Annotated in this window: 25 protein-coding genes; 6 read left to right on the top strand and 19 right to left on the bottom strand. The window is 62.2% G+C overall.

Going from position 1 to position 24,841, the window contains the following annotated elements; genetic code table 11:
* The 9 genes from AC2TZ7_RS05770 to rplO form a co-directional block, all read right to left on the bottom strand.
* On the bottom strand, window positions 1-591 hold the full coding sequence (locus AC2TZ7_RS05770) for an acyl-homoserine-lactone synthase (RefSeq protein WP_489866200.1): 591 nt from the start codon (window positions 589-591) through the stop codon (window positions 1-3).
* Between the two features lie 52 nt (window positions 592-643).
* Window positions 644-1,255, bottom strand: coding sequence for an autoinducer binding domain-containing protein (locus AC2TZ7_RS05765; protein WP_489866199.1), 612 nt, complete (start codon window positions 1,253-1,255; stop codon window positions 644-646).
* A gap of 245 nt (window positions 1,256-1,500) precedes the next feature.
* Complete coding sequence (gene rplQ, locus AC2TZ7_RS05760; protein WP_078521789.1) at window positions 1,501-1,920, bottom strand: 50S ribosomal protein L17; 420 nt, start codon at window positions 1,918-1,920, stop codon at window positions 1,501-1,503.
* 140 nt (window positions 1,921-2,060) lie between these two features.
* Window positions 2,061-3,077, bottom strand: a complete 1,017-nt coding sequence (locus AC2TZ7_RS05755; protein WP_075775948.1) for a DNA-directed RNA polymerase subunit alpha — start codon at window positions 3,075-3,077, stop codon at window positions 2,061-2,063.
* Between the two features lie 120 nt (window positions 3,078-3,197).
* Window positions 3,198-3,587 (bottom strand): 30S ribosomal protein S11, encoded by a 390-nt coding sequence (gene rpsK / locus AC2TZ7_RS05750; RefSeq protein WP_078521791.1) that lies wholly within the window; start codon window positions 3,585-3,587, stop codon window positions 3,198-3,200.
* A 15-nt stretch (window positions 3,588-3,602) separates the two neighbouring features.
* On the bottom strand, window positions 3,603-3,971 hold the full coding sequence (gene rpsM / locus AC2TZ7_RS05745) for a 30S ribosomal protein S13 (RefSeq protein WP_078521793.1): 369 nt from the start codon (window positions 3,969-3,971) through the stop codon (window positions 3,603-3,605).
* A 184-nt stretch (window positions 3,972-4,155) separates the two neighbouring features.
* Window positions 4,156-4,806, bottom strand: a complete 651-nt coding sequence (locus AC2TZ7_RS05740) for an adenylate kinase (RefSeq protein ID WP_078521795.1) — start codon at window positions 4,804-4,806, stop codon at window positions 4,156-4,158.
* A 30-nt stretch (window positions 4,807-4,836) separates the two neighbouring features.
* Entirely contained in the window at window positions 4,837-6,207 is a 1,371-nt protein-coding gene (gene secY, locus AC2TZ7_RS05735) for a preprotein translocase subunit SecY (RefSeq protein WP_078540199.1), read from the bottom strand.
* 103 nt (window positions 6,208-6,310) lie between these two features.
* Window positions 6,311-6,778 (bottom strand): 50S ribosomal protein L15, encoded by a 468-nt coding sequence (gene rplO / locus AC2TZ7_RS05730; protein ID WP_078521799.1) that lies wholly within the window; start codon window positions 6,776-6,778, stop codon window positions 6,311-6,313.
* A 421-nt stretch (window positions 6,779-7,199) separates the two neighbouring features.
* On the opposite strand from rplO, the gene AC2TZ7_RS05725 reads away from it, so the two are divergent.
* Together AC2TZ7_RS05725 and AC2TZ7_RS05720 are read left to right on the top strand one after the other, a co-directional pair.
* Window positions 7,200-8,213 (top strand): SDR family NAD(P)-dependent oxidoreductase, encoded by a 1,014-nt coding sequence (locus AC2TZ7_RS05725; RefSeq protein ID WP_489866198.1) that lies wholly within the window; start codon window positions 7,200-7,202, stop codon window positions 8,211-8,213.
* An 85-nt stretch (window positions 8,214-8,298) separates the two neighbouring features.
* Window positions 8,299-9,477 (top strand): MFS transporter, encoded by a 1,179-nt coding sequence (locus AC2TZ7_RS05720; protein WP_489866197.1) that lies wholly within the window; start codon window positions 8,299-8,301, stop codon window positions 9,475-9,477.
* On the opposite strand, the gene AC2TZ7_RS05715 is transcribed toward AC2TZ7_RS05720, so the two are convergent.
* The 7 genes from AC2TZ7_RS05715 to ectA form a co-directional block, all read right to left on the bottom strand.
* On the bottom strand, window positions 9,474-11,756 hold the full coding sequence (locus AC2TZ7_RS05715; RefSeq protein WP_489866196.1) for an FdhF/YdeP family oxidoreductase: 2,283 nt from the start codon (window positions 11,754-11,756) through the stop codon (window positions 9,474-9,476). The genes AC2TZ7_RS05720 and AC2TZ7_RS05715 overlap by 4 nt on opposite strands.
* A gap of 186 nt (window positions 11,757-11,942) precedes the next feature.
* On the bottom strand, window positions 11,943-12,956 hold the full coding sequence (gene cydB / locus AC2TZ7_RS05710; RefSeq protein ID WP_489866195.1) for a cytochrome d ubiquinol oxidase subunit II: 1,014 nt from the start codon (window positions 12,954-12,956) through the stop codon (window positions 11,943-11,945).
* The gene (locus AC2TZ7_RS05705) at window positions 12,953-14,371 is read right to left on the bottom strand and encodes a cytochrome ubiquinol oxidase subunit I (protein WP_489866194.1); all 1,419 of its coding nucleotides are present in this window, start codon (window positions 14,369-14,371) and stop codon (window positions 12,953-12,955) included. Before AC2TZ7_RS05705 ends, cydB begins: the two co-directional genes overlap by 4 nt.
* A 171-nt stretch (window positions 14,372-14,542) precedes the next feature.
* A complete protein-coding gene (locus AC2TZ7_RS05700) occupies window positions 14,543-15,973 on the bottom strand; it encodes an aspartate kinase (protein ID WP_489866193.1) in 1,431 nt (476 codons plus the stop codon).
* A gap of 10 nt (window positions 15,974-15,983) precedes the next feature.
* Window positions 15,984-16,385, bottom strand: a complete 402-nt coding sequence (locus AC2TZ7_RS05695; protein ID WP_078540207.1) for an ectoine synthase — start codon at window positions 16,383-16,385, stop codon at window positions 15,984-15,986.
* A gap of 52 nt (window positions 16,386-16,437) precedes the next feature.
* Window positions 16,438-17,724: a diaminobutyrate--2-oxoglutarate transaminase gene (gene ectB, locus AC2TZ7_RS05690; protein WP_093476885.1), complete on the bottom strand. Its 1,287-nt coding sequence runs from the start codon at window positions 17,722-17,724 to the stop codon at window positions 16,438-16,440.
* A gap of 50 nt (window positions 17,725-17,774) precedes the next feature.
* Window positions 17,775-18,305: a diaminobutyrate acetyltransferase gene (gene ectA, locus AC2TZ7_RS05685; protein WP_255266394.1), complete on the bottom strand. Its 531-nt coding sequence runs from the start codon at window positions 18,303-18,305 to the stop codon at window positions 17,775-17,777.
* A gap of 253 nt (window positions 18,306-18,558) precedes the next feature.
* Between ectA and AC2TZ7_RS05680 the strand changes: the two genes are divergently transcribed.
* Window positions 18,559-19,038 carry a MarR family winged helix-turn-helix transcriptional regulator gene (locus tag AC2TZ7_RS05680; RefSeq protein ID WP_098412416.1) on the top strand — a complete coding sequence of 160 codons (480 nt, stop codon included), beginning with the start codon at window positions 18,559-18,561 and terminating at the stop codon, window positions 19,036-19,038.
* A gap of 15 nt (window positions 19,039-19,053) precedes the next feature.
* On the opposite strand, the gene AC2TZ7_RS05675 is transcribed toward AC2TZ7_RS05680, so the two are convergent.
* A complete protein-coding gene (locus AC2TZ7_RS05675) occupies window positions 19,054-19,839 on the bottom strand; it encodes a metallophosphoesterase family protein (RefSeq protein ID WP_489866192.1) in 786 nt (261 codons plus the stop codon).
* Window positions 19,836-20,921, bottom strand: coding sequence for a diacylglycerol/lipid kinase family protein (locus AC2TZ7_RS05670; protein WP_489866191.1), 1,086 nt, complete (start codon window positions 20,919-20,921; stop codon window positions 19,836-19,838). Before AC2TZ7_RS05670 ends, AC2TZ7_RS05675 begins: the two co-directional genes overlap by 4 nt.
* A gap of 250 nt (window positions 20,922-21,171) precedes the next feature.
* Between AC2TZ7_RS05670 and AC2TZ7_RS05665 the strand changes: the two genes are divergently transcribed.
* The 3 genes from AC2TZ7_RS05665 (at window position 21,172) to AC2TZ7_RS05655 (ending at window position 24,276) form a co-directional block, all read left to right on the top strand.
* Window positions 21,172-22,179, top strand: coding sequence for an ABC transporter substrate-binding protein (locus AC2TZ7_RS05665; protein ID WP_489866190.1), 1,008 nt, complete (start codon window positions 21,172-21,174; stop codon window positions 22,177-22,179).
* 92 nt (window positions 22,180-22,271) lie between these two features.
* Window positions 22,272-23,183, top strand: coding sequence for an ABC transporter permease (locus tag AC2TZ7_RS05660; RefSeq protein ID WP_489866189.1), 912 nt, complete (start codon window positions 22,272-22,274; stop codon window positions 23,181-23,183).
* On the top strand, window positions 23,176-24,276 hold the full coding sequence (locus AC2TZ7_RS05655) for a quaternary amine ABC transporter ATP-binding protein (RefSeq protein ID WP_489866188.1): 1,101 nt from the start codon (window positions 23,176-23,178) through the stop codon (window positions 24,274-24,276). The genes AC2TZ7_RS05660 and AC2TZ7_RS05655 overlap by 8 nt, the downstream gene beginning before the upstream one ends.
* Before the next feature lie 50 nt (window positions 24,277-24,326).
* Here AC2TZ7_RS05655 and AC2TZ7_RS05650 read toward each other — a convergent pair whose 3' ends face one another.
* Complete coding sequence (locus AC2TZ7_RS05650; protein WP_489866187.1) at window positions 24,327-24,611, bottom strand: antifreeze protein; 285 nt, start codon at window positions 24,609-24,611, stop codon at window positions 24,327-24,329.
* Window positions 24,612-24,841 lie beyond the last annotated feature (230 nt).

The raw sequence follows: 24,841 nt of genomic DNA, 5'->3' as shown, positions 1-24,841 counted from the left end.
TTAATGAAGGTTTTGGGAAAAGTTCATCGATACGACCTGGTTCTTGATCCCGTCGATCTCTAGCACCGGGCCCATCGCAGTCATGTCCACGCCAACCCGACCCGCCCAACGCGGCCAATTCGCGTTCAGAAGGGTAAGGGCGGAGCTTGCGCCGAGTTCACGCGCCGAATTGCCGATTTCCTGCACGAGACGCGCATGAACCTTGCGGCGCATCGCCATCGGGACGTCATGGGACACGAACAGACGCGAGCTTTCCCAGACGGTCTCGCTGACCGGAGCTTCGTCATAGAGAAGATTGGACGGGATCGTCGCGAGCAGCCCCCGCTGCGCATCGCGGATCATGTAGCTGTAGATCCCGCAGGTCGCCGTGGTGGGCGTCAGACGGTTGCCTGCCAGCACCTTGCCCAAATCGTCGTGAACCACCACCCAGCGGCTCGCAGGGGTGTCATACTGGTCATATTCCATGCCCATCGCTTCAGGCAGGTCCCATTTGTTCTGGACAATGAAGAGCTCGCGCCTGGCGCGGAGCATGTTTGCGAAAAGCTCACCATGATTATGAAAATTGGTGAACGAAAGCGTTGTGGTCTGCATGTCTTCCTCCTGCAGGTTAGTCACAGTACAGCCGTGCGGAGGGTCAACAACACTATAACAGGCGGAAATCCTTTGCGCGCTGAATAGCTTCGGCGGTCGTCCGAGCCATCAGTCTTGCGCGCGCAGAATTCAGCCGCGCCTTGAGCGCGCTTTCCGAAATTCCAAGTTTCGCGGCCGCCGCCGCGTGTCGGTCACCCCCAGCCACACAGCGCAGGGCTTCGATCTGAGCTCTCGTGAGTTCCTCAGGCGGTTGTGTCATGTCGTGCAATTCGCGCACGATAAACTCAAAGGTCTCGATCTCGGGTAGGTCGAATTCCCGATCATCGCGCGCCATGCTTGCGATAGTACGGGACCGGATCGGGCCGCATGAGACTGTCGCCCCGTAGATCAGACCATATTGTTTGGCCTCATCGAAGAGACGGAAAGGATCGGGCAAGCGCGGGTCGCTCCACCGGATTGAACCGGTCTCGCTAAACCCCCAAGCAGTCATTGGGTCACGGAGCACATAGCCGTTTGCGGTGTAATGATCGAGCCAGGCCTTGTCGTAAGTCTGGAACGTCATCAAAGGCGCCGTAAAACGAATATGCAGTCCAACAAAATAACCGCTTGGAGCTAAACGATCCAAGTCACGAAGTTTCAAATCGATTCTGCTCTGTATCGACATATCTTTTTAGACAGTTTGGAATTAACCCGGTCAACTTAAAAGTGTTCGCGGCGTGCGGAGTTCGCTCCGACAGTGACATTACGTCCCTACCCGCCCACGCGAATACACTCGCGAATGCGCCTCACCTGCGCAATAACCTTTTGCGGGAGAATTGCGAGAAAATGCAGGCGGAAATAAGAAAATCCCGCCAAATTGGCGGGATTTCCCAATTCTCATTGATTTCGCAGGGAAATCGGTCGCGAGGATCAATCCTCGGCAGCCTCTTCGGCTTCGACGCGTGCCTTATCTGCCGCACCTTTTGCGTCCAGATCGCGCTCGACGAATTCGATGATCGCCATCGGAGCCATGTCGCCGTAACGGAAACCGGCTTTCATAATGCGAACGTAGCCGCCCTGACGGTCCTTGTAGCGCGGGCCGAGGATGTCGAAGAGTTTCGCGACATACTGGTCCTGCTTGAGCTGCGAAGCCGCCTGACGGCGTGCGTGCAGATCGCCGCGCTTGGCGAGGGTGATCAGCTTCTCGATGACCGGGCGCAGTTCTTTCGCCTTCGGCAGGGTCGTCTTGATCTGCTCGTGCTCGATCAGCGAGCCAGCCATGTTGGCGAAGAGCGCCTTGCGGTGCTCATGGGTACGGTTGAGGCGGCGGTAGCCACGTGCGTGACGCATTGTCATTCTCCAATCTTGCGTTTTGCTTTGTCAGGCCAGCGATGCGTGTCACCGGCTCACCTTGGGGTCTTGTGACCCAGATCGTCCCCGGCAGTCCGGGCATTGGAGGGGCGTTTAGCCAACGCCCCTCAATTCGTCAATCAGAACTGGTCTTCGAAACGCTTGGCCAGATCTTCGATGTTCTCCGGCGGCCAATCTTCGACTTCCATCCCGAGATGCAGGCCCATGCCCGAGAGCACTTCCTTGATCTCGTTCAGCGACTTACGGCCGAAGTTCGGGGTGCGGAGCATCTCGGCTTCGGTCTTCTGGATCAGGTCGCCGATATAGACGATGTTGTCGTTCTTCAGGCAGTTCGCCGAACGCACGGACAGTTCCAGTTCGTCCACTTTCTTCAGCAGAAGCGGGTTGAACTCGAGACCGTCGTCCTGGTCCTGCTTGCCAGCCGATTCCGGCTCTTCGAAGTTCACGAAGATCGACAGCTGGTCCTGCAGGATGCGGGCGGCAAACGCCACCGCGTCCTCGGCCGAGAGCGACCCGTCGGTCTCGACCTTCATGGTCAGCTTGTCATAGTCCAGAACCTGACCTTCACGGGTCGGCTGCACTTCGTAAGCCACTTTCTTCACCGGCGAATAGATCGCGTCGACCGGGATCAGGCCAATCGGCGCATCCTCGGGACGGTTCTTGTCGGCGGCGACGTAGCCTTTGCCGGTGTTCACGGTCAATTCCATGAACAGGTCGGCACCATCGTCGAGGTGGCAGATCACGTGATCCTTGTTCAGGACCTCGATGCCCGCGGTCTCGGTGATGTCGCCAGCGGTCACGACGCCCGGGCCCTTGGCCGAGATCGAGAGGCGCTTCGGACCTTCAACGTCCATACGCAGAGCCACGCCCTTGAGGTTCAGGACGATGTCGGTGACGTCTTCACGAACGCCTGCGACCGACGAAAACTCGTGCAGCACGTTGTCGATCTGGACGCTGGTGATCGCGGCGCCCTGAAGCGACGAGAGCAGCACGCGGCGCAGCGCGTTGCCGAGCGTCAGACCAAAGCCACGCTCGAGCGGTTCAGCGACGATCGTCGCCTGACGCAGCGGGTCGTTGCCGGGCTTGATTTCAAGCTGCGTCGGCTTGATGAGTTCAGCCCAATTCTTGTGGATCATGCGTTTGCCTCCATACCTGTCCCAGACCCATGCCCAAAGTCGGGGACGCCCGAGGATAAAACCGAAAAATGCGGGCGGGCCGCACGGGAAATCCGCACGGCCCGACCGTCGTAATCTTGATTAGACGCGGCGACGCTTCGGCGGGCGGCAGCCGTTATGGGCGATCGGGGTCACGTCACGGATCGAGGTGACGGTCAGACCGACCGCAGCCAGCGCGCGCAGCGCCGATTCACGACCCGAACCGGGGCCCTGAACTTCGACGTCCACGGTGCGCAGACCGTGATCCTGAGCCTTCTTAGCCGCATCTTCTGCAGCCATCTGAGCGGCGTAGGGGGTCGACTTACGCGAGCCCTTGAAGCCCATCGTGCCAGCCGACGACCACGAGATCGCGTTGCCCTGCACGTCAGAGATCAGGATTTTGGTGTTGTTGAACGACGAGTTCACATGAACGACGCCAGCGGCGATGTTCTTGCGTTCCTTGCGCTTAGCGCGAACCTTATCACGAGCCATTTGTCCTGCCTCCCCTTACTTCTTCTTGCCAGCGATGGGTTTCGCCGGACCTTTGCGCGTACGCGCATTCGTATGGGTGCGCTGACCGCGCACGGGCAGGTTGCGACGATGACGCAGGCCACGGTAGCAGCCGAGATCCATCAGGCGCTTGACGTTCATCTGAACTTCACGGCGCAGGTCGCCCTCGACGGTGTAGTTGGCGTCGATATGTTCGCGGATTGCGAGCACTTCGGAATCCGAAAGCTCGTTGACGCGACGGGTCACGTCGACACCGGTAGCTTCGCAGATCTGCTTAGCCGAGTGAGGACCGATCCCGGTGATGTAGGTAAGTGCGATCGGGACGCGTTTCCCGGTCGGAATGTTGACGCCAGCAATACGAGCCAAAGCGTGTATCCTTTCGTTGCGAGCCCGTAACCCCAGGCCCTTTTTTCACAACACGAGGCCCGAAACTGCCGCTTCGGACCCCACGATTAACTCCCTCGAGAATCTTCCCTTCTCGGAAACGATTCCCGTCGGAGACGCCGTGACCTAGAGGTAAACGCCCTCCGGGTCAAGGCTTCATTTACGATTACTCTTGCTGATCGAGAATTCGTGCGATCGACGTCGCCACGGTCTCGATTTCAGCCAGCCCGTCGATCGTGAACAGATCGCCCGCGTGGTAGTAGTAGCCGATCAGCGGAGAGGTCTTCTTGTAATACTCCATCAACCGGGTGCGCAGGCTGTCTTCGTTGTCGTCCGCGCGGCGCTTCACGTCGGTGCTGCCGCACTTTTCGCATTTGCCGTCTGCGGGCCAGGGCTTGGTCTGGTCGTGATAGACCTCGCCGCAGCCGCCGCAGGTCGAGCGACCGGTGATGCGGGCGACGAGCGCTTCGTCATCCACCTGCATCTCGATCACCGCGTCGAGCTTGGTGCCCATCTTGGCGAGCAGCTTGCCCAGAGCGTCGGCCTGTCCCAGCGTGCGCGGGAAGCCGTCGAAGATGAAGCCCTCGCCACCGGCGGCGAGCTTTTCCTCGATCAGACCGATGACGATCTCGTCGGTCACGAGCTGGCCCTTGGCCATGACATCGGCGACGAGATTGCCCATCTCGGTGCCCGAGTCCTTCGCTTCACGCAGCATGTCGCCGGTGGAGAGTTGGACCATGCCGCGCTCTTCGACGAGACGGCGGGCCTGGGTGCCCTTGCCCGCGCCGGGCGGGCCGAGAAGAATGATATTTGCCATGTCGGCTCCCCCTGAAAACGCTTGGCGGATTTAGCGGCGCGCGGGCGGCTTGCGCGGCCCCTTCTTCTTCTTGCCCGAACGGCCGCGAAGCTGCGAGCGCTCGATCAGACCCTCGTATTGGTGGGCCAGAAGATGCGACTGAATTTGGTTGATGGTGTCCATCGACACGGTGACCACGATCAGGACCGAGGTGCCGCCGAAGTAGAACGGGATGGACAGCTGCGAACGCAGGATCTCGGGCAGAAGGCAGACCGCGGCGAGATAGGCGGAACCGATCACGAGAATGCGGCTGACGACGTAGTCGAGATATTCCTCGGTCTTCTTGCCGGGACGGATGCCGGGCACGAAACCGCCCTGGCTCTTCAGGTTGTCCGCGACCTCGTCCGATTTGAACGACACGTTCGCGGTGTAGAAGTAGGCGAAGAACACGATCATCGCGACGTAGAACAGCAGGTAGAGCGGCTGACCCGGGCCGAAATAGGCGAGGATCGTCGACATCACCGGACCGGTGTTCTGGCCCGAGAAGGTCGCGATGGTGGTCGGCAGCAGCAGCAGCGACGAGGCGAAGATCGCCGGGATGACGCCCGCCGGGTTCACCTTGATCGGCAGGTGGCTGGAGCCGCCGTCATAGACCTTCATCCCCACCTGACGGCGCGGATACTGGATATGGATCTTGCGCAGCGCGCGTTCCATGAAGACGACGAAGGTGATCACGATCGCGATCATCAGGATCACCCCGAGGATCACCGGAGTGGAGATCGCACCGGCACGGCCCTGCTCGAGGAAGCGGGCCAGAGCCGCCGGGATTTCCGCGACGATACCGACGAAGATGATCAGCGAGATGCCGTTGCCGATGCCGCGTGCGGTGATCTGCTCACCCAGCCACATCAGGAACATGGTGCCGCCGACGAGCGTGATGACCACGGCAGCGACGAAGAACAGGCCCGGATCATGTGCCAGATCGCCCTTTTCGAGCGAGACGGCCAGACCCCATGCCTGGAAGGTCGCCAGAGCCACGGTCGCATAGCGCGTGATCTGGTTGATCTTCTTGCGGCCCTGCTCGCCTTCCTTCTTCATCTGCTCGAGTGCGGGCACCAGAGCGGTCAGAAGCTGGATGATGATCGAGGCCGAGATGTAGGGCATGATGCCGAGCGCGAAGACGCCCATCCGGCCGAGCGCACCGCCCGTGAACATCGACAACACGCCGCCGAGGCCAGAGCCCGCGCTTTGCATGAATTCGCGCAGTGCCTGCGCGTCGATGCCCGGAACCGGAATATAGGTCCCGAGGCGGTAGATGATCAGCAAACCAATGGTGAAGAAGATGCGCTGGCGCAGCTCGGTGGCTTTGCCCAGGGCGTCCCAGCTGAGGTTCGCCGCCATTTGCTCTGCAGCAGATGCCATATGCTCGTCTCTTTCATGTAAAGCGCCGCCCAACCGGTTCCCGGTCGGCGGCGCCTAGAAAACCTTCGCCTATGTAATCGGGCCGGAGCCCGCTCACAACAGCTTATTCAGCGGCCTGCGCCACCGTGACCGAGCCGCCAGCCTTCTCGACAGCCTCAACGGCCGATTTCGAAGCGCCGGTGACCTTCAGAGCCACTTTCGACTTGATGTCGCCCTTGGCGAGAACACGCACGCCATCGAGCTTGCGGCGCACGACACCGGCCGCGACCAGCGCGTCTTCGGTGATGTCCGACTTCGCGTCGAGCTTGCCGGCCTCGATGAATTTTTCGATCTGGCCGAGGTTCACAACGTTGAACTTCTTCGCGTTCGGCTTGGTGAAGCCACGCTTCGGAAGACGACGATAGAGCGGCATCTGGCCGCCTTCGTAACCGTTCAGGGCCACACCCGAACGCGACTTCTGACCTTTGATACCACGGCCAGCCATCTTGCCTTTGCCCGAGCCGGGACCGCGGGCGACGCGTTTTTTCTTCTGGGCCGCGCCGTCGTTGTCGCGCAGTTCATTGAGTTTCATATCGCTTCTCCTTGCCGGAACACCTTCCCGAAGCGAGTGCGGAAGGGACACGGCTTTTCATGTTGATTCTTATGCGGCCATCGGGCCACCGGGGGCGTATAGTGCGTTTGCCCCGCGCACGCAACTCCCGCGTTTTCGCGCAATCGGGGCGGTGTCGCGGCCAGCGCGCGCCCTGCCCCACCGGGCTGGTCGCCCGAAGGTCACGCGCCTCAGGCGTGGTATGGCGCCGCCGGTCTCTCGCCGCCCTATCACGATACCGCGATGAACCAGCCGGTGGTCTATATAGACGCCAACGCGCCGGTCGGCGAGCCCGAACAGACGAAGCTGTCCGCACGCCCGGGGCCTTCTGATATCCCGCGCGGCGCTTGACCTTCCCGCCCCCCGCTCGCTACTGCACAGACAGCATTGGCGAGGGACTTTAATGACGCGCATCCTGATCACCGGCACCGCAGGCTTCATCGGCTACCATCTGGCGAAGCTGCTGCTCGACGAAGGCTACCGGGTGCATGGCTATGACGGGATGACCGACTATTATGATGTCGCCCTGAAACAGCGCCGCCATGCGATGCTGTTGCAGAACCCGAATTTCTCCGCGACCGAGGGGATGCTCGAAGATCTCGAAACCTTCGACGCGATGGCGGATGAGTTCAAACCAGAGATCATCGTTCATCTCGCCGCCCAGGCGGGCGTGCGCTACAGCCTCGAGCAGCCCCGCGCCTATATCGACGCGAACATCGTCGGCACCTTCAACGTGATGGAGGCCGCGCGCCGCCACGAGGTGCAGCACCTGCTGATGGCCTCCACCTCGTCGGTCTACGGCGCGAACGAGGACATGCCCTATGCCGAGACCGACAAGGCCGACACACAGCTGACGATCTACGCCGCGACGAAGAAGGCGACCGAGTCGATGGGCCATTCCTATGCCCATCTGTGGAACCTGCCGACGACGATGTTCCGCTTCTTCACGGTCTATGGGCCGTGGGGACGCCCCGATATGGCGCTGTTCAAGTTCACCGATGCGATCCTGAACGACCGTCCGATCGACATCTATAACCATGGCGAGATGTATCGCGACTTCACCTATGTCGAAGACCTCGTGCGTGGCATCCGCCTGCTGATCGACGCGGTGCCCGAGCGCCCCGTCTCGCGCGACGAGATCGCCGAGGGCGACAGCCTGTCGCCCGTGGCCCCCTACCGGGTCGTCAATATCGGCAATTCGGACAAGGTGAAGCTTCTGGATTTCGTCGATGCGCTGGAGGCCGAGCTGGGTCGCCCCGCGCAGCGCAATTACATGGAGATGCAGAAAGGCGACGTCCCCGCGACATGGGCCGATGCCTCGCTTCTGCAGTCCCTCACCGGCTATCGCCCGCAGACCGATGTGCGCGAGGGGATCGCGAAATTCGTGGCGTGGTTCCGCGACTATTACGGGAAATAACCCGGCCGCCCCCTTGCCGCAGCGCAGCAATCGCCTAAGTCACGTGGCTGATACCCGGCGCTACACCTATTTTCGGAGACTACCCATGACGCACGAACCCCGCCACGCGCGGGCCGTGATCCTGTCGCTGGCCCTTGGCACTTTCGGTATCGGCGTGATCGAATTCGCGTCCATGGGGCTGCTGCCCTATTACGCGGCCGATTTTGGGATCACCGAGGCGCGGGCGGGTCATGCGATCTCGGCCTATGCGCTTGGCGTCGTGATCGGCGCGCCGCTTCTGGCGGTGATCGGCGCGAAAATCCCGCGCAAGCAGTTCCTGATCGGGTTGATGGGGTTCTATGCGGTGGCGAACGTGCTGGCCGGGTTCGCACCGAATATGGATGCCTTCATGGCGGCGCGCTTCGCCTCGGGCCTGCCGCATGGCGCCTATTTCGGGATGGCGATGCTGTTCGCCGCCGATCTGATGCCCGTAGGCAAACGCGCGCAGGGCATCGCGATGGTGATCACCGGGCTGACGATCGCGAATATCGTGGGCGTGCCGCTCGCGGGTGCGATCGGGCAGAATTTCGGCTGGCGCTGGGGCTTTGCCATCGTCGCGGTGATCTGCGCAGCCTCGGCGCTGATGATCGCCCGCGTCGCCCCCGCGACGCCGCGCGACCCGAATGCCAGCCCGATGCGCGAGCTGGGCGCGCTCGCCAATCGCTCGGTCTGGCTGACGCTGCTGGTTGGCTCCATCGGCTTCGGCGGCATCTTCGCGGTCTATTCCTATCTGTCGGCGGCGATGATCGACACGCAGGCGGGGCCCGCCTGGGCGATCCCCGTGGCGCTTTCCGCCTTCGGCGTGGGCGGCACGCTGGGCAACTGGATTTCGGGCAAGCTGTCGGACTGGTCGCGCTTCGGCGCGGGCGTGATCCTGCTTTGCGGGATGATCGTGATGTCGATCCTCTACACCTTCACCATCGGCAACTGGGTCGCGATGTCGGTGGCGATGATCGCGCTGGGGTCGACCGCCGGTATGGTGATCCCGATGCAGATGCGGCTGATGGAGGTCGCGGGCGAGGCCCAGACGCTCGCCGCGGCCCTCAACCACGCGGCCTTCAACCTCGCCAACGCCATCGGGCCGTTTCTTGCGGGCATCGCGCTGGCGGAAGGCTATGGCTGGACCGCCACCGGCTATGTCGGCGCGGGGCTGGCGGCGGCGGGGCTCGTGTTCCTCGCCATCGCGTGGCTCGATAGCCGCCGCCCCGCCGCCGTTCCCGCTTAGGCTTTCTCGATGCGGACCGGGACGCCCTTGGAGCCGGGCGTCTTCGACAGCTCGTCATTGAGCCCCACCGGCACCAGCACGTTGCATTCGGGGTAATAGCCCCCGACCGTGCCGCGCGGCAGCTCGAAGGTGATGACGCTCAGCCCGGTCTTGCGGCGCGCGACGCCGTCCTCCATGTCGCCATGGACCACGACCGGATCGCCGTGCGCGAGCCCCAGATCGGCCATGTCGATCTTGTTCATCAACAGCACGTCGCGCGTCCCTTCGATGCCACGGAACCGGTCCGAATAGCCGTAGATCGTGGTGTTGAACTGATCGTTCGAGCGCATGGTGATCATCCGGAAACGGCCCGGCTTGTCCTCGAAGCCAAGCGCGTTCAGCTTGGACGGCGTGGTGAATTCCAGCTTGCCGCTTTCCGTCTTCCAGATGCGATCATGCGCCGGATTGCCGCGCCAGAAGCCGCCCGGCTCGTTCATCCGCGCGTTGAAGCCGCGGAAATCGTCCGGATAGGTCGCCTCGATCAGATCGCGGACGACGGAATAGTCCTTCACCCATTCGTCCCATTGCAGCTTCGGGTTCGGCGCGCAGGCGGCTTTCGCAATGCCGCAGGTGATGGCCAGTTCGGATTTCAGCTTGTCCGAGGCGGGCGTGCTTTTGCCGAGCGAGCCGTGGATTTTCGAGAAGCTGTCCTCGACCGAGACATATTGGTTGCCGCTCTCCTGCTCGTCCTTCTCGGACCGGCTGAGACACGGCAGGATATAGGCCACCTCGCCCGGATAGAGATGCGAGCGGTTGAGCTTGGTCGAGATCATCACCGTCAGCTTCTGCTTCGGCCAGGCCTCTTCGATCCGCTCGCTGTCGGGCAGCGCGCGCACGAGGTTGCCGCCGAGCGAGAACATGGCCGAAACCTTGCCCTCCATCATCGCCTGCGCCGCGTCGACGATGTGATAGCCGTCTTCCTGCGGCGGCTCGAAGCCGTAAAGCTCGCGCAAGCGATCCATCGGGATCAGCTTGGCCTTCTCGGCGATACCCACCGTGCGCTGGCCCTGCACGTTCGAGTGCCCGCGCACCGGGCAACAGCCCGCGCCCTTGCGCCCAATATTGCCGCGCAGCGCGAGGAAGTTCACCAGCATCCCGATATTGGTCGCGCCATGGGCGTGCTGGGTCAGCCCCATCCCATAGACGCCGATGACCTTCTTGGCGTGGATATAGACATCTGCCGCCTGACGCAGCTCGGCCTCGGACAGCCCGTATTCCTCGGTGATCTTGTCCCACGGCGTCGTCCGGCAGAAGGTGAGGAACCCGTCATAATTGACCGCGTGTTCCTTCAGGAAATCCCAGTCGATGATCGCGGCGCGGCCCTGCTCCTGCGCCTTCTCATCCGCTTCGATCACCGCCTTGCACAGCCCGGTCAACGCCGCGATGTCCGAGCCCGCTTTGAGCTGGTGATACTGGTCGGAAATCTTGGTCTCGCGGCCCGTCGCCATATCGTAGAGGTTCTGCGGATCGACGAAGCTGACGAGACCCTGTTCTTTCACTGGGTTGAAGGTGACGATCTTCGCACCGCGATCCTTCGCCGCCTTCAGCGGATGCAGGAAGCGCGGCGAGTTGGTGCCGGGGTTCTGGCCGAAGAAGAAGAAGCAATCGGTCTCCTCCAGGTCTTCCCAAAGCACCGTGCCAACCGACGACCCGATCACCTTCTTCAGGCCGACCGAGGTCGTCTCGTGACACATGTTCGAGCTTTGCGGCAGGTTGTTGTTGCCATAGGCGCGCGCCATCAGCGCCCAGAGATAGCTGGCCTCCAGACCCGCATGGCCCGAGGAGTAGAACACGACTTCCTTCTTCGGCAGGCCTTTCAGGATCGACCCGATCTCGGAAAAGGCCTCATCCCAGCTCACCTCGACATAGCGGTCGGTGGCGCGATCATAGCGCATCGGCGCGGTCAGACGGCCGGTCTTTTCCAGCTCGTGGTCGGACCAGTCCTTGAGGTCGGAAACCGTGTGATCGTCCCAGAATTCCGGCGTGTGGCGCGACTTGGTCATCTCCCACAGCGTCGCCTTCGCCCCGTTCTCGCAGAATTCGAACGGGTGATAATTGGCGGGTTTCGGGAAGGCGCAGGACGAGCACATGAGACCGCCCGGTTTGTTCTGGCGCTCCAGCTCGCGCAGCACATCGGGCGAGGGCCAGGACTCGCCGAAGACCCGGGCAATCCCCCGCATCGAGCCCCAGCCACCGGAGGGGCCGCTCTCTTCGGGTAGTTTATCAAGCTTTTCAGACATGGCGCGTCGCTCCTCCGGCGTCGAGCCGCGCATATGAAATTGCGCGCGCCCCTCGGGGCGCGCGCAGGCCAGCCGACCGGCTGAAGACCGCAGAGGGAAAGGCTCTGCTTATGATGCGCGGGATGTGGGTCACATCGTTCCAACCCTGCCTGCGCCCGGTCGGTTCCGGCCGTCCCGTAGTCTCACTCAGTAGTGATGCTCATGCTCCGATGTCTTGCCGCGGAAAACCCAATAGGCATAGGCGGTATAGGCGAGAATGATCGGCAGGAAGATCGCCGCGCCGACCAGAATGAAGCCCTGCGACATCGCCGTGGTGGACGCCTCGCGGATCGTGATCGAGGCGGGCACGATATAGGGGAAGATCGACAGGCCGAGCCCCGCGAAACACAGAACGAAGATCGCGATGCCGGACAGATAGGCCATCACGCCGCGATCCGAGCGAATGCATTTCCAGTAGCCGAACGCCGCCGCGAGCAGCAACAGCGGCACCACCGCGCTCAGGATGATCCCGGGCCAGGCGAACCAACGATTGTAGTATTCGGGATGCAGGAACGGGGTCGCCAGCGAGGCGAGGCCGATGAAGCCCAGCGTCGCGATCAGGGACATTTGGCCCACGCGCCGCGCCAGATCGTAAAGCCCATGCGAGGTCTTGATGACGAGCCAGGCCGATCCCAGCATCACATAGCCCGCGACCAGCGCCAGCGCGGTGCCGAGCGAGAACCAGCTGACCCAGTCGAAAGGGCCGCCGGTGAAGGTGCGCCCGGTCACTTCGGGGCCGCGCAGCAGCCCGCCGAGGATCGCGCCCTGCGCCAGCGTCGCGATCAGCGAGCCGCCGAAGAACGCCTTGTCCCAGAGCTTCTGCCAGCGCCGGGTCTTGCCCCGAAACTCGAAGGCCACGCCACGAAAGGCGAGCGAGAGCAGCATGATGATGATCGGCACGTAAAGCGCGTTGAGGATGATCCCGTAGGCCAGCGGGAAGACGGCGAGCAGACCGCCGCCCCCCATCACCAGCCATGTCTCGTTACCGTCCCAGACCGGCGCGACCGAATTCATCGCGCGGGTGCGGTTCTCCTCGGAGCCGAGGAAGGGAAAGAGGATGCCGATGCCGAGGTCGAACCCGTCGAGCACGACATAGGTCAGGATCGCGAAGGCGATGATTGCGGCCCAGATGTCGGGCAGGTAGTGGGCGAAGCCGCTCATGCGTGGGCCTCCTCTTTTTCAGTGGTGACATCATTGGCGAGCATCGCGCCCGCGACGCCACCGGCGCGCTGGGGCGTATTCTCAACGGGCTCTGCGCCTTCGGGACCGCGCTTCATCAGACGACCGAGGTAGAAGATCCCCGAGCCGAAGAGGAACGCATAGACCAGCACGAAGCAGATCAGTGCAGCCCAGGCCGCGCCGTGGCTGAGGTTCGACACCGATTCCGCGGTCGTGAAGTGGCCATAGACCGTATAGGGCTGGCGGCCGAATTCGGTGGTGAACCAGCCCATGATGATCGCGAGGAACCCGCCGGGCGCGAAGACCAGCGCCACTTTGTGGAACAGCCCCGGCTCGTGCAAGCGCTTGCGCCACATCAGCCAGCCGCCCCAAAGCCCGATCGCCGCGAAGGCGAAGCCGAGCCCCACCATGATGCGGAAGGTAAAGAAGACGATCGTCATCGGCGGGCGTTCATCCGGCGGGAAGTCCCCGAGGCCGGGCACTTCGCCGTCGAGCGAGTGCGTCAGGATCAGCGACGAGGCATAGGGCACCTCGATCTTGTAATCGGTGCGCTCCTGGCTCGGGTTCGGAATGCCGAACAGGATCAGGCCCGCGCCCTTGCTGGTTTCCCAGTGCCCTTCCACCGCCGCGATCTTCGCGGGCTGGTGTTCGAGCGTGTTGAGCCCGTGCTGGTCGCCTGCGAAAATCTGGATCGGCGCGGTCACGAGGATCATCGCCACCGCCATGCGGAACATCGTGCGCACCGCGTCATCCGCCGTGCCCTTGATGTGGTGCCAAGCCCCGACCCCGGCCACGACGAGCGCCGTGGTCAGGTAGGCCGCCAGCACCATATGCACGAAGCGGTAGGGCAGCGAGGGGTTGAAGATCACCTCCCACCAGTCCTTCGGGATGAACTGGCCGACATCGTTCATCGCAAAGCCCGCGGGCGTCTGCATCCAGCTGTTGACCGAGAGGATCCAGAAGGCCGAAAGCAGCGTGCCGAAGGCCACCATCGTCACGGCGAACATGTAGATCCACTTGTTCACCCGGTTGCGTCCGAACAGCATGATCCCGAGGAAACCGGCCTCGAGGAAGAAGGCCGTCATCACCTCGTAACCCATCAGCGGCCCAATCACCGGTCCCGCCTTGTCGGAGAAATGCGCGAAGTTCAGGCCGAACTCGTAAGACATCACGACGCCCGAGACGACGCCCATGCCGAAGACCACCGCGAAGATGTGTTTCCAGAACTCAAAAATCCTGAGGTAGACGTCCTTGCCGGTGATCATCCTCAGCGCTTCGAGCACCATCAGGTAGCTCGCCGTACCGATGGAAAAGGCCGGGAAAACGATATGCGCCGAAACGACGAAGGCGAATTGCGCCCGCGCCAAGTCGAGTGTCGGTATGTCGAATATACTCATTTCAGTCCGCGTTTCTGCTGGGTTCAAAGGCGAGCTAGACTACTGAGTGGTTACGGCAACCTTGGCTCCGTGGTTCACCTTGTCGCACTGTGGCGGCATGTCGCAGAACCAATGAAATAAGCCCGCGCGGGGTTCCGCACGGGCTTTCAACACTACTTGGACTTTGCGCCGTCAGGCCGCTTGCTTCAGATCCACACTCGCCGGAATGAACTCTTCGTGAAGCGCCTTGATGACGGGCTTCAGGTCGCCGCGTTCGAGCACGAACTGCACATCGACATTGCGCGGACCCTGAGTCGCACCGAGGCTTTCCATGCCCGCTTTCGCGATCGCCTGCAGACCCCGGGTCAGAACCGAGAGGCCTTTCAGGTCACGCCCGATGACCGAAGCCATCGACAGCATGCGCGCCGAGATTTCCGCCGAAGGGTAGATCTCGCAGAGGTCTTTCTCGACCTTCTGGAGCACTTCGATCGGCGCGTCGACATAGTGGGTGATCGTGTTCGCGTTCGACGCTTTCGACACGATGCGCACGCCGTGACGCGTCAGCACTTCGAGGATCTTGGCGTCGTAGCCCTTCACACCGACCATGTCCTGTTCGAACACTTCCAGCGCGATGATATCGAGCCCGGTCACCATCTCGACCGCCGCTTCCTTGGCAGGCTTGTCGTCGATCAGCGTGCCCGGATCGCCCGGGTCGAACGCGTTGGTGACGCGCAGCGGAACATCCGCCTGGCGCAGGGTCTTGGCGGCTTTCGGGTGGATCGCCTCCATGCCCATGTTCGACATCTGGTCGGCCACGTCATAGTTCGTGTGACCCAGCTTGCGCACCTTGCCTTCGCCCACCAGCTTCGGGTCGGCAGAGGACAGGTGGAATTCCTTATGGATGATCGCCTCGCGCGCGCCGGTGAGGGCTGCGAGCATCGAGAAGGTCACCTCGGAATAGCCACGGTCGAATTCCCGCATCAGGCCTTCGGCGCATTGCGCATAGCCCGTCACGATCGGCATTTCGGTCGCCGGGTCGACATCTTTCATCGCACCCATGATCCGGCCTTCGAGGTCGTGATCGGTTTCATCGCGCCAACCGGAAAGGTCGACAAGACGTGCGTTCACGCCGTTGCGCTGCAGCAGGAGCGTGGTGACGAAGGCGGAATGCGCCTCACCCAGACCCGACAGCAGCTCGCGGATCTGCAGCATGTGCTGCGAGAGGCGGAAGTGCCCGTAGGAGCACAGGCGCTGCAGGTCGATCAGGCAGTTGCGCGCGCCTTCGATACGCTCGCGCACGAATTCGGTGGCCTGCGAGATGTCGCCCGGATGCGTCAGCACGCTCTCATGGGCTTCGACCATCGCGGACGAGACGCGGCTCAGCGCCTCGTGCCAGCCATGTTCGCTATCGGCCTTGGCGAATTGTGCATAGACGCCCGCCTCGCCCGACTTCTTATGTTCGAGCAGCAGATTGGTGATGCCACCAAACGCCGAGACGACGAAAATGCGGTTGTAAAGATCGGCGCCCTTGCGGTCTCCGATGAACAGCGTGTCGAGCAGCTCGTTCACGCGGCTCATCGAGGTGCCGCCGATCTTTTCGACTGTGTGATTCTGGTGGGTCAATTTGGCCCCCTTACGAATTTTCCAGTTCTTCGGCCGGCGCATACGAGCCGTCCTCACGGTGAACTTCGTTGCCGGTCACCGGCGGGTTGAAGCAGCAGGCCATGACGAGGTCTTCGTCACCCGCGACGAGGCGGTGATGGTCATGCAGGTTCAGCGCATACATGACACCCGGCTTGATTTCGTGGCGCGTGCCGTTGTCGAGCTCGGTGATGTGGCCGTTGCCCGAGATGCAGTAGACGCTCTCGAAATGGTGCTTGTAGTGGAACGTGTGGTCCGAGCCGGCCTTCAGCGTGGTGATGTGGAAGCTGAAGCCCATCTTGTCGTCGGCGAGCAGCATGCGCACGCTCGTCCAGTCGGCATCCGCCACGGCACGGTCGGTGTTTTTCAATTCGTTGAAGTCGCGAACGATCATTGTCGTGTCTCCGTATCTTAATTTCTTGGTCGCTGGGGGAGGCAGCGGCGGATTATTCCGCCGCGATGTCCGTGCGCTCGCCGGTCACCTCGGTGGCGGCTTCGCGCAGGATTTCCAGACCCTTGCGGAATTGTTCCATCGGCGTGGTCAGCGGTGCGAGGACCTTCACGACCTGGTCGTCATTGCCCGAAGTCTCGATCACGAGGCCTTTTTCGAAGCAGCGGCCACAGATCGCCGAGGCGAGCTCGCCGGTGCCGACATCGACACCCTGCATGAGACCACGGCCTTTCAGGAAGGCACCCGGCACGAGATCGGCCACAGCGGCCAGACCTTCCCGCAGGACGTCCGATTTCACGGCCAGTTCCTTCTGGAACTTGTCGTCGGCCCAGAACTTCTCGATCGCCACGGTGGCGGTCACGAAGGCATGGGTGTTGCCGCGGAAAGTACCGTTATGCTCGGCCGGGCCGAACACGTCATAGTCGGGACGCACCAGAACCAGCGCCATCGGCATGCCGAAGCCCGAGATCGACTTCGCCTGGGTCACGACGTCCGGCATGACGTCCATCTCCTCGAAGGAGAAGAAGGTGCCGGTGCGGCCGCAGCCTGCCTGAATGTCGTCGATGATGAACAGCGCACCGTGCTTGCGTGCGACTTGCTCGACGCCTTTCACGAATTCCGGGCTTGCGGCGTTGAGGCCGCCCTCGCCCTGAACCGTCTCCAGCATGATCGCCGCCGGAGCGTCGATCCCGCCCGAGGCGTCCGAGAGCATCTGGTCGAGCAGCGCGACCGAATCGACACCGTCGGCATAGGCGTCATAGGGCATGCGGGTCACGCCATGCGTATCCATGCCGGCACCACCGCGGTGGTAGCCGTTACCGGTCGCCGCCAGCGCCCCCATGGTCACGCCATGGAAGCCGTTGGTGAAGGCGATGATGTTGGTGCGGCCGGTCGCCTTGCGCGCGATCTTCATCGCGGCTTCGACGGCATTCGCGCCGGTCGGGCCGATGAACATGAGCTTATGGTCCATGCCGCGCGGCGCGAGGATGTGCTCCTCGAACGCGCTCAGGAACTTGGCTTTGCTGTCGGTGTGCAGGTCGAGCGCGTGGCCCATCTTGTTCTCGGTCAGGTGCTCGATCAGCGCCTGCTTCATGTCCGGGTCGTTATGCCCGTAGTTCAGCGACGAGCAACCGGCGAGGAAGTCGATATAGGTGTTGCCCTCGGCGTCGGTCAGTTCCGAGCCTTGCGCGCTGGTGAAAACGGTATCGAAGCCACGGCAGTAGGAGCGGGCCTCAGATTCGCGTTGGGTAAAGATCGTCTTATCCGTCGAATGAACGGTCATGGGGGACTCCATAGAATTGGGGGAATGAGGAGGGGGACGCGCGCGTGAGATCAGGCGGCGGCACGCGCCTCCTCGGGGAAGGTGATGGTGACCATATGCTCGGTCGAGGCATGGCCATCGAAATGGTCTTCTTCGTGGAAGTGCGCCTCATCGGTCAGCTCGCCGCCGATCGAACGCGCGAAGGAGCGGAAGAGCGCCCAGCTCGCTTCGTTGCTTTCGGTGATGGTCGTCTTCAACTTGGTGCAGTCTTCGGCGACGTCGCGCTGGATGAGGTGGCGCAGCATGCGCTTACCAAGGCCAAGACCGCGTGCGTCGGGGGAAACAGCCACTTGCCACACGAAGAACGTGTCCGGCTCGGACGGGGCGATGTAGCCCGAAATCCAGCCGACGACTTCGCCTTCGCGCTCCACGAGGACACAGGTGTCCCCGAAGTGATCGCACTGCAGAAGGTTGCAATACATCGAATTTTCATCAAGCGGCTTGCAGCGGCGGATCAGCTTCCAGATTTCGCTGCCGTCTTCGGACTCCGGCTTACGGAAGACCAGTTTAGAACCCTTCTTGATCGACTCGACTTGCGGCACGGCTCTTTCCTCTCGTTTGCTTCGGTAGCCTAAGTAGTTCATGTGGTCGAAAATTTCAACCACCTAACTAATGGAACCCGGAAAAGTTCCGCTTATAGCCTTATATTCTTGCTTATAAGCCCTAAATACCGTTAGTATGACGAAGCAAATGAGTAAAAACGAACACGATAAGCTTAGCAAAGCCAAGCAATTGCAGAGCACGGAACTCTCTGCGATACTGGGCCGTCTTGATAAAAAAGGGGCCCGCCGCCTGATGGAGCGTGTCGATACGAGCCTGATCGCTTTGCGTAGAATCCTGCGCGCGACCGAAATGTTCGGCCGCGACCTGGCCAAGGCTGCCGGGCTGACGCCTGCGCAGTTCCGCGTGCTGCAGGTGATTTCCGAAAAAGGTTGGTCCACGCCGAAGGCGATCGCCCAGCGCATGGGCGTGAGTCAGGCGACGATGACGGCGCTGATCGACAAGCTCGAGCGCAAGGGCATGGTGACCCGTCAGCGATCCGAGCGCGACCGCCGTCAGACCGATATCGTGATTACCAAACTTGGCGCGAGCGCCATCGACGAAGCCCCCGACGCGCTGCAACAGATCTTCGTGCGCCGCTTCGAGGCGCTGGAAGACTGGGAGCAGGCGCAGATCATCGCCTCGCTCGAGCGCGTGGCCTCGATGCTCGACGCACATGATATCGACGCGGCGCCGGTTCTGGATTGGGGCGACATCTCGGGCAAGCCGAACTGATCGGGCCCGAACCGATCAGGCTTTGACCCATGCCCCATCGGGGCCCCGCGTGAACTCGTCGGCCCCGATTGGCTCGAAGCCCATGTCGCGCGCCCCGTAAAGCGTGATCGACAGAGCGTCGCGCCCCCCTTCAATCACATTGAACGTATTGGGTTCGCCGCGCAGCCGCGAGGACAGCCCCGTCCCCGCCTGCACGAACAGGATGCCCGGCACCGCCGAGAAGGGCGCGACCGATCCGCTGTGCAGATGCCCCGACAGCACGAGATCCGCGCCGCAGTCCGACATCCCCTCCAGCGCATCCCCTGCCCCGTCCATGAGCGCCTTGTCGACCTCGGGCCCATGTTCGAGCGGATGGTGCATCACCGCGATTCGCAGCCTCTCGCCCGCGCTGTCGAACTCGCGACACAGCCGGGAGATCGTACGCTCGGGCACCTTGCCGCGCTGCCACGCGAACCGGTTCACCGTATTCACACCGACCGCCTTCACGCGATCGGTCTCGAAAACCGGCTCCAGATTATGATTGATCGCGGATTTGTAGCGCCCGAAGGGTTTGAGCATCCGCAGGAAGAGGTTGTCGAGCGGCGTGTCGTGATTGCCGGGCACCGAAAGCGTCTCGCTTTCGATCTGCTCCACGAAGCACCGCGCCTGCGCGAACTGGCCGCGTCGGGCGCGCTGCGTGAAGTCCCCGGAAATCACCGTCAGATCCGGCGCGAGACGGTTCACCGCCGTCAGTAGCGGCGTCTCGAGCTCGGGCAGGCTGCGCCCGAAATGCAGATCGGAAAGGTGAACGATACGGGTCATGCGGTCGCGTCTTGGGTCTCGGTGTCCGTGTCCTCGGCCGGCAGCACGATCCAGAGCGGCGCGTCGGACATCTTGAAGCGGTAGGGGCTTTCTTCACGGCATTTCTCCCCGTCGAAGGCCAGCAACCCGCGCCCGCGGGCGGTTTCAATCTCGAAGGATTTCGCGCGGATCAATTCGTAATCCTCGCCCCGTCTGGTCTTGCGGCGCACCAGCCGCGACGACAGGCGAAAGAGGTCGCGGCGGCTCTGCGCCTTCGCGACCAGCACTGCGAAGGCATCGTCGCTGATGACCGTCGCCCCATCGAGCCCGAAGAAATCGAGCTGATAGGCCGAGCGCGCGATGAAGACGAGCGCGGTGCGGCGGTTCCTGGTTTCCCCGTCCGCCGTGATCTTCAGCCGCATCGGGCGCTGGAAGCGCAGGAAGGTCTTGAAGACCGACCAATGCGCGACGATCCGGCGGCGACCCCAACGGGCGTAAATGTCTTCGCGCGCCTTGAGGATCGACGGGTAGATGCCGAGCGACGCGTTGTTCAGAAACACCCGCCCGTTCACCTCGCCGACCCGGATCGGATGGGCGCTGCCCTCGCGGATCGCGCGCGCCGCCTCCTCCGCATCCTCGGAGAGGCGCAGGCCGCGCGCGAAGAAGTTGAATGTGCCGAGCGGCAGCACGGCCATCGGCACCTCCTGCCCCACCAGCGCGCCCGCGACGGCCATTGCAGTGCCATCGCCGCCCGCCGCGACGATCATCTCCGCACCGTCGTCGAGCGCCTTGCGGACGGTCGCCACAATGTCGCTTTCCGGAGACCACCGGTAAAGCGACGCACCGTCACCAAGCGCGTCCATCGCGCGGCGGATCGCCTCTTCATCTTTCGCGTTGCCGCCCGAAGAGGGGTTCGCGATCAGCGCGACCGCCTGTCGGCGCAATGCGACGCTTGGCTCCGGCGGGGTGCCATTCGTCAATTTTTCATCGCCCTTCTCGTCATTCAACCCGGACTGGAGCGCGGATTTCGCGTCTCGATCCACGAGACTGTCAGGCCCCGTATCATACTCCGGCTGGACGGAATCCTTCGGCTCAGTCGTCATGATGTCACCTCTTCGTCGCGGCTGTAACGCCGCAGGGAGGTGGAAAGGTCCGTGAAAAGGTTGCGCCTCGGGACTTGGTTATTTACGACATAGAGTGTCGGAATTTGGCAAGTCTTGCGAACGTTATCGCGTGAGCGTGACTGTGCGAAGATTCCAACCTGGGGAAAAACCGGGACTTATCGCGACCGATATCGCGGCGGCAGCCCGCGCGGATCGCATCAATCAAAGCTGCCGCAACAGGAGGACCTGGATGAACAAGAAAGCGCTTGCCGCGTTACTGACGGCGCTGCCGCTGGCGACCTTCTCGGCGCCTGCTTTCGCCGCAGACGGCGAATGTGGTTCCGTTACCGAAGCCGAAATGAACTGGGCTTCGGCCGGGGTCGCTGCTTGGGTCGACAAGATCATTCTCGAAAACGGCTACGGCTGTGACGTGACGCTGGTGACCGGCGACACGATGCCCACCTTCACCTCGATGAACGAGAAGGGTGAGCCCGACATCGCGCCCGAGCTTTGGGTGAACGCGGTGAAAGTCGCGCTCGACAAAGCCGTCAGCGAAGATCGCCTCGTGATCGCTGCCGAAATCCTCAAGGATGGCGGCGAAGAAGGTTGGTGGATCCCGAAATACATCGCCGACGAGCACCCCGAGATCAAGACGGTCGACGATGCGCTGGCGCATCCCGACCTGTTCCCCGATCCCGAAGAGCCGTCCATCGGTGGCGTCTACAACTGCCCGTCGGGATGGAACTGCCAGATCTCGACCGCGAACCGCTTCAAGGCTCACAAGGCCGAGGAGAAGGGCTTTAAGCTGGTCGACACCGGTTCTGCTGCGGGCCTCGACGGCTCGATCGCCAATGCCTACGAGTCCAAGAAGGGCTGGCTGGGTTACTACTGGGCCCCGACCGCGATCCTCGGCAAATACCCGATGGTCAAGCTCGACGCGGGCGTCGAGGGCGACAAGGAAGCCTGGGACAACTGCAACTCGCAGGCCGATTGCGTCGATCCCAAGCCCAACGCCTACCCGACCTCGGACGTGTACACGGTCGTGACCAAGGAATTCGCCGAGAACAACGCGGTGGCGATGGACTACCTTGGCAAGCGTGAATGGTCGAACAAGACCGTGGGCGAATTCCTCGCATGGCAGGCCGACAACCAAGGCACCAACGAGGACACCGCTTACTACTTCCTCGAGAACTATCCGGACGTCTGGAAGGCATGGCTTTCCGACGACGTGATCAAGAAGGTCGAGGACGCGCTCTGAGCGGGCGATCCGAGATTTTGGCGCGCGTGAGGGGAGCCTCGCGCGCGTTTTCTTTTAACCGGCGCAAATAATCGACCGGAGGACATAACAAGATGGCATCTTCATGCTGGGGCTTGCCGGAACTGCTCTGTGAGTTCCCTTCCCTTCCCAACTCCACCCTGCGCCACATGCGCATGGGCATCGACGACGGGTTTCGCGGCATCGTCCGCGCTTATTCCGATCAAATCGACGCGGCCACCCGGCCGCTTCAATGGTTTCTCAACACTCTCGAACACGCCTTCGTGGACACGCCGTGGTTCATCATCTTCGCGCTGATCCTCGTCGTGGTGTGGTTCGCTTCGCGCAACCCGAAGATCGTGCTCGGCTCGTCCATGGGCCTTGCCTTCATCGGCATCTTCGGCCTGTGGGAGGACACGATGACCACCCTCGCGATGGTCACGGTGGCGACGCTGATCGCGATCGTCCTCGGCCTGCCGATCGGGATCCTGATGGCGCGCTCGGACCGGATGCAGAAAGTCCTGACGCCGGTGCTCGACGTCATGCAGACCATGCCATCCTTCGTCTACCTGATCCCGGTCGTCGTGATCTTCGGTATCGGTAAGGTGCCCGGCGTGATCGCCGTGGTGATCTACGCGATCCCGCCGATGATCCGCCTGACCAATCTGGGCATCCGCCTCGTGGACAAGGAAGTCATCGAAGCCGCGGACGCTTTCGGCGCCAATCCCCGTCAGAAGCTCTGGGGCGTGCAGCTTCCGCTTTCGCTGCCGACGATCATGGCGGGCGTCAACCAGACCATCATGATGGCGCTGGCGATGGTCGTCGTGGCCTCGATGGTCGGCGTTGGTGGCCTCGGTAAAAACGTGCTGCAGGCGATTAACAACCAGTTCTTCACCATCGGCTTCCTGAACGGCTTCGCACTCGTTGCGATCGCGATCATCTTCGACCGCGCGAGCCAGGCGTTCGGCAAGCGGCTGCAGAAACATTCGGAGGCTGGCCATGACTAATGCCACGACCAACACCGATACCGGCAACCGCTCGGGCATCGAGATCCGCAATCTCTACAAGATCTTCGGGGCGCGCCCCAAGGATTACGTGGAGAAGGTGCAGGCCGGCATGGGCAAGGAAGAGCTCAACGACAAGCACAAGCACGTTCTGGGCCTGCAAGACATCAACCTAGACCTGCCGCCGGGCAAGATCTCGGTGATCATGGGTCTGTCGGGCTCGGGCAAGTCGACGCTCATCCGCCACATCAACGGGCTGATCATGCCCACGGCCGGGGAGATCCTCTATAACGGCCGCGACGTGGTGAAGATGAACGAAGAGGAGCTACGGGAATTCCGTCGCCATGAAACGGCGATGGTGTTCCAGAAGTTTGCGCTTCTGCCGCACCGGACCGTGCTGGAAAACACCTGCTACGGGCTGGATATCCAAGGGGTCGACCGGTCGAAATCGGAACCGATCGCGAAGAAATGGATCGAGCGCGTCGGGCTCGCGGGCTACGAGGACAACTATCCGAACCAGCTCTCGGGCGGGATGCAGCAGCGGGTGGGCCTTGCTCGCGCGCTGGCCAACGATGCGGACATCCTGCTGATGGACGAAGCGTTCTCGGCACTCGATCCGCTGATCCGGATGGATATGCAGAAGGTGCTTCTGGACCTGCAGGCCGAACTGAAGAAGACCATCGTCTTCATCACCCACGACCTCGACGAGGCGCTGCGCCTTGGCGACAAGATTGCGATCCTGCGTGACGGCGCGCTCAATCAGGTCGGCACGGGGCAGGAAATCGTGCTGCGCCCGGCGAATGAATACATCGCCGAGTTCGTGCGCGAGGTGAACCGTGGCCGCGTGATCCGCGCCGAAACCATCGCGCTGCCGCTGCCCGAGGGCGAGTTGCCGAAGATGAAGGTCAAAGCCAGCTCGGTGCTCGAAAAGATCGCGCGCCGGATGGCCGATGCCGAGGTGCGTACGGCGACGGTTGTCGACGCGGCCAACAAGCCGATCGGCGTGGTCGACATGACGACGATCCTCACGGCGATGGTCACGCCCGCAAGCGTCGAAGAAGGCGATGACGAGGTCGAGGAAGACAACGCCGCCTGAATACTACGGGGCCGCCGCGTCAGCGTGGCGGCCCTGCCCGGCCAGTGCCGTCAGAGCCAGCTGGGTCCACGGCGCGACAACCGCGTCATATTGGCGCTGGTGTGGTTTCCGATCTGCGTGATCGACGCCGAAATCGCCCGATCCGCCGTTTGCCCCCGCAGAAGCGCGAATGCCGCAGCCTCCGCCGCCGCAGCGACCGCCACGGGCTTTTCCTGCACCATCTGAAGCGATTCGAGCGGGGAGACATCCCAGAGCCCCATCATTCCCGCAACGCGCATCGAAATCACCGCTTGCGCCTCAAAGCCGATCCGCGCAGCCTCGAAGCCAATGCGCATAAAAGACAGGGGACCCATACCAACACCTCGAACCAGAACATCGCTGCAAAGCGACGTCAGGTCGTCAGGATCGCAGGTATCGGTAAAATAAGGCACTCTTCTTCACCGTCGAGCATAGAAAAATCAGATTTTCGCGAGATGAGCATTCGTGAAGCCCTGTTATGGCTTTGACGCACAGACTTTTCGCCTTGTATTCACGGAACTGTGACCCATCCTTTTTACGTCACTCG

The sequence above is a fragment of the Thioclava sp. ISO4 genome, from assembly GCF_058105145.1.
Note: the sequence above shows the minus strand (reverse complement) of the source record. Positions and strands in the feature narration are given on the sequence as shown.